Consider the following 5491-nt stretch of genomic DNA (forward strand, 5'->3'; position numbering starts at 1 on the left):
GGTTTGTTGTTTGAGAACTCAATAGTGTGCTTTGTTCATCTGAATGCTTCATACCAAATTTTATTTTATTGGTGAATAACCATTGGTTATCAGCATCAGATGATCGTTGACGACGGTTACCCCGTAACCGTGCGTTGACGTGTTTTTTTGTTGAGTCCAGGGTGTTCATGCTTTTTGTTTTGTAACGGAGAGTTTGATCCTGGCTCAGGACGAACGCTGGCGGCGTGCTTAACACATGCAAGTCGAACGCTGAAGCACCCAGCTTGCTGGGTGTGGATGAGTGGCGAACGGGTGAGTAATACGTGAGTGACCTTCCCTTGACTCTGGGATAAGCCCGGGAAACTGGGTCTAATACCGGATATGCACTATCACCTGCCTGGGTGGTGGTGGAAAGGGTTTTGTACTGGTCTTGGATGGGCTCACGGCCTATCAGCTAGTTGGTGAGGTAATGGCTTACCAAGGCGACGACGGGTAGCCGGCCTGAGAGGGTGACCGGCCACACTGGGACTGAGACACGGCCCAGACTCCTACGGGAGGCAGCAGTGGGGAATATTGCACAATGGGCGCAAGCCTGATGCAGCGACGCCGCGTGAGGGATGACGGCCTTCGGGTTGTAAACCTCTTTCAGCAGGGAAGAAGCGAAAGTGACGGTACCTGCAGAAGAAGCGCCGGCTAACTACGTGCCAGCAGCCGCGGTAATACGTAGGGCGCAAGCGTTGTCCGGAATTATTGGGCGTAAAGAGCTCGTAGGCGGCTTGTCGCGTCTGCTGTGAAAGCCCGGGGCTTAACCCCGTGGTGTGCAGTGGGTACGGGCAGGCTAGAGTGCAGTAGGGGAGACTGGAATTCCTGGTGTAGCGGTGAAATGCGCAGATATCAGGAGGAACACCGATGGCGAAGGCAGGTCTCTGGGCTGTTACTGACGCTGAGGAGCGAAAGCATGGGGAGCGAACAGGATTAGATACCCTGGTAGTCCATGCCGTAAACGTTGGGCACTAGGTGTGGGGGACATTCCACGTTTTCCGCGCCGTAGCTAACGCATTAAGTGCCCCGCCTGGGGAGTACGGCCGCAAGGCTAAAACTCAAAGGAATTGACGGGGGCCCGCACAAGCGGCGGAGCATGCGGATTAATTCGATGCAACGCGAAGAACCTTACCAAGGCTTGACATACACTGGATCGCAGCAGAGATGTTGTTTCCTCTTTGAGGCTGGTGTACAGGTGGTGCATGGTTGTCGTCAGCTCGTGTCGTGAGATGTTGGGTTAAGTCCCGCAACGAGCGCAACCCTCGTTCTATGTTGCCAGCACGTGATGGTGGGGACTCATAGGAGACTGCCGGGGTCAACTCGGAGGAAGGTGGGGATGACGTCAAATCATCATGCCCCTTATGTCTTGGGCTTCACGCATGCTACAATGGCCGGTACAATGGGTTGCGATACTGTGAGGTGGAGCTAATCCCAAAAAGCCGGTCTCAGTTCGGATTGGGGTCTGCAACTCGACCCCATGAAGTCGGAGTCGCTAGTAATCGCAGATCAGCAACGCTGCGGTGAATACGTTCCCGGGCCTTGTACACACCGCCCGTCAAGTCACGAAAGTTGGTAACACCCGAAGCCGATGGCCTAACCCTTGTGGAGGGAGTCGTCGAAGGTGGGACTGGCGATTGGGACTAAGTCGTAACAAGGTAGCCGTACCGGAAGGTGCGGCTGGATCACCTCCTTTCTAAGGAGCACAACGTTTAGTTGGCCATGTTCGTGCACGAGTGTTGTGCGAGTGGTTTGCTCATGGGTGGAATGTGAAGTGTGTGGCTGGTGGTGCTGTCCCGTGTGGGGTGGTGCTGGTGGTCAGGATGAATGAAGCATGCTGTTGGGTTTTGAGGCAATAAGCCGATCTGCTGGCGCGGGGTTTTTTCCTCGTGTTGGTGGGTGGGTGGTTGTCTTGTGGATTGCCCGGTCATCGGGGTGCTGGCACTGTTGTGGTGTGGGTGTTCTGGTGGGGTGGGTTGTTGTTTGAGAACTATATAGTGGACGCGAGCATCTTTTGGTTCGCATCATCTTTTTAGGGTGGTGTGATTTCCGAATTTATTGTGATGTATCTTTGTATGCCAATTGATCATATGTGTGTGGCTAAGTTATTTAGGGCGCACGGTGGATGCCTTGGCACAAGAAGCCGATGAAGGACGTGTGAATCTGCGATAAGCCTCGGGGAGTCGATAACAAGGCTGTGATCCGAGGGTCTCCGAATGGGGAAACCCCGCTGCCTGTTTGAAGGGTAGTGACCCGCATCTGAATGTATAGGGTGTGTGGAGGGAACGAGGGGAAGTGAAACATCTCAGTACCCTCAGGAAGAGAAAATAACGAATGATTCTGTGAGTAGTGGCGAGCGAAAGCGGATGAGACTAAACCTGTGGTGTGTGATACCGGTAAGGGGTTGCATCATGGGGGTTGTGGGATCTGCTGTACCGGTTCTTACTTGGCCGGTGGTGGTGCGCGTGGTGATAGGCGAAGCATCTGGGAAGGTGTACCGGAGAGGGTGAGAGTCCTGTAGTCGAAATCATGGCGTGGCTGCTTCAGTGGTGTTCCCGAGTAGCACGGGGCCCGTGAAATCTCGTGTGAATCTGCCAGGACCACCTGGTAAGTCTAAATACTTTCTTGTGACCGATAGTGAATCAGTACCGTGAGGGAATGGTGAAAAGTACCCCGGGAGGGGAGTGAAAGAGTACCTGAAACCGTGTGCCTACAAGCCGTCAGAGCATCCCTTTTGGTGGTGTGATGGCGTGCCTTTTGAAGAATGAGCCTGCGAGTTAGTGCTGTGTCGCGAGGTTAACCCGTGTGGGGTAGTCGTAGCGAAAGCGAGTCTGAAGAGGGCGTTTGAGTGGCACGGTCTAGACCCGAAGCGGAGTGATCTACCCATGGCCAGGTTGAAGCGTGTGTAAGAGCGCGTGGAGGACCGAACCCACTTCAGTTGAAAATGGAGGGGATGAGCTGTGGGTAGGGGTGAAAGGCCAATCAAACTCTGTGATAGCTGGTTCTCCCCGAAATGCATTTAGGTGCAGCGTTGCGTGTTGCTTGCCTGAGGTAGAGCTACTGGTTGGCTGATGGGCCTTATCGGGTTACTGACGTCAGCCAAACTCCGAATGCGGGTAAGTGTAAGCGCAGCAGTGAGACAGTGGGGGATAAGCTTCATTGTCGAGAGGGAAACAGCCCAGACCATCAACTAAGGCCCCTAAGCGTGTGCTAAGTGGGAAAGGATGTGGAGTTGCTGAGACAACCAGGAGGTTGGCTTAGAAGCAGCCATCCTTGAAAGAGTGCGTAATAGCTCACTGGTCAAGTGATTCTGCGCCGATAATGTAGCGGGGCTCAAGTACACCGCCGAAGTTGTGGCAATAATGCGTTTGTGTTATTGGGTAGGGGAGCGTCGTGTAGCCGGTGAAGTTGCCGGGTGACCGAGTGGTGGAGGCTACGCGAGTGAGAATGCAGGCATGAGTAGCGAATGATGCGTGAGAAACGTATCCGCCGAATGATCAAGGGTTCCAGGGTCAAGCTAATCTTCCCTGGGTTAGTCGGGGCCTAAGGCGAGGCCGACAGGCGTAGTCGATGGATAACGGGTTGATATTCCCGTACCGACGGCAAACCGTCCATATCGAGCTGGGGATACTAACCACTTCGGGCCATCATGTTCTGTGTGTCTTGCTTTCGAGTGAGTGCATGGTGTGGTGGTTCCGCGTGGGACCTGATCTGGTGAGGTAAGCGTATTAACAGGTGTGACGCAGGAAGGTAGCCAAGCCACGCGGTGGTTGTCGTGGTCTAAGCGTGTAGGACGGGGGGTTGTTAAATGCGCCCTCCGCTATAGGTCTGAGACGTGATGGGACCCCCTTTTTGTGGGGGGATTTGGTGATCCTATGCTGTCGAGAAAAGCATCGGCGTGAGGTTTGTTGTTGCCCGTACCCTAAACCGACACAGGTGATCAGGTAGAGAATACTAAGGCGATCGAGATAATCATGGTTAAGGAACTCGGCAAAATGCCCCCGTAACTTCGGGAGAAGGGGGACCTTGAGCGTGAACTGCCCGTGCGGTGGGGAGCGTGTATGGGTCGCAGAGACCAGGGGGAAGCGACTGTTTATCAAAAACACAGGTCCGTGCGAAGTCGCAAGACGATGTATACGGACTGACTCCTGCCCGGTGCTGGAAGGTTAAGAGGACTCGTTAGCCCGTGTGGGCGAAGCGGAGAATTTAAGCCCCAGTAAACGGCGGTGGTAACTATAACCATCCTAAGGTAGCGAAATTCCTTGTCGGGTAAGTTCCGACCTGCACGAATGGAGTAACGACTTCCCTACTGTCTCAACCATGAACTCGGCGAAATTGCAGTACGAGTAAAGATGCTCGTTTCGCGCAGCAGGACGGAAAGACCCCGTGACCTTTACTATAGTTTGGTATTGGTGTTCGGTGTGGCTTGTGTAGGATAGGTGGGAGACTGTGAAGTCATCACGCTAGTGGTGGTGGAGTCGTTGTTGAAATACCACTCTGGTCATATTGGATGTCTAACTTCGGCCCATGATCTGGGTCAGGGACAGTGCCTGATGGGTAGTTTAACTGGGGCGGTTGCCTCCTAAAGAGTAACGGAGGCGCCCAAAGGTTCCCTCAGCCTGGTTGGCAATCAGGTGTTGAGTGTAAGTGCACAAGGGAGCTTGACTGTGAGACTGGCAGGTCGAGCAGGGACGAAAGTCGGGACTAGTGATCCGGCGGTTCATTGTGGAATGGCCGTCGCTCAACGGATAAAAGGTACCTCGGGGATAACAGGCTGATCTTGCCCAAGAGTCCATATCGACGGCATGGTTTGGCACCTCGATGTCGGCTCGTCGCATCCTGGGGCTGGAGTTGGTCCCAAGGGTTGGGCTGTTCGCCCATTAAAGCGGTACGCGAGCTGGGTTCAGAACGTCGTGAGACAGTTCGGTCCCTATCCGCTGCGTGCGTTGGAAATTTGTGGAGGCCTGTCCTTAGTACGAGAGGACCGGGACGGACGAACCTCTGGTATGTCAGTTGTACCGCCAGGTGCATGGCTGATTGGCTACGTTCGGCAGAGATAACCGCTGAAAGCATCTAAGCGGGAAGCTTGCTTCGAGATGAGATTTCCTGGCCCCACGTGTGGGGTGTGAGGCTCCCTGTAGATGACGGGGTTGATAGGCCAGGTATGGAAGCGTCGACTAGCGAGGCGTGGAGTTGACTGGTACTAATAGGCCGAAGGCTTATCACACATTTTTGTGGTGGGTTGGTTGAAGGTGTGTTGTGTGTGTTCGCGTTCACTGTATGGTTTTGGGATAACAACCCGTGCGTGCTGCTGCTGTTGTGGTGGTGTGTGTGGGGTGGTCCGGTAGGTTTTTCGGTGGTTTTGGCCAGAGGGGTACACCCGGTCCCTTTCCGAACCCGGTCGTTAAGGCTCTGTGCGCCGATGGTACTGCACCCGTGAGGTGTGTGGGAGAGTAGGACACCGCCGAAAATA

The 5491-nt window shown here is 54.3% G+C and carries 3 rRNA genes; all 3 read left to right on the forward strand.

The window, feature by feature from the left end:
- Window positions 1-181: 181 nt before the first annotated feature.
- The 3 genes from EWV39_RS13685 (at window position 182) to rrf (ending at window position 5488) form a co-directional block, all read left to right on the forward strand.
- A 16S ribosomal RNA gene (locus EWV39_RS13685) occupies window positions 182-1714 on the forward strand.
- 402 nt (window positions 1715-2116) lie between these two features.
- Window positions 2117-5245, forward strand: a 23S ribosomal RNA gene (locus EWV39_RS13690).
- Between the two features lie 125 nt (window positions 5246-5370).
- Window positions 5371-5488, forward strand: a 5S ribosomal RNA gene (gene rrf / locus EWV39_RS13695).
- The 16S, 23S and 5S rRNA genes sit together here, the layout of an rRNA operon.
- The last annotated feature ends 3 nt before the right edge of the window (window positions 5489-5491 follow it).

It is taken from the genome of Rothia halotolerans (assembly GCF_004136635.1).
Lineage (GTDB): Bacteria > Actinomycetota > Actinomycetes > Actinomycetales > Micrococcaceae > Rothia > Rothia halotolerans.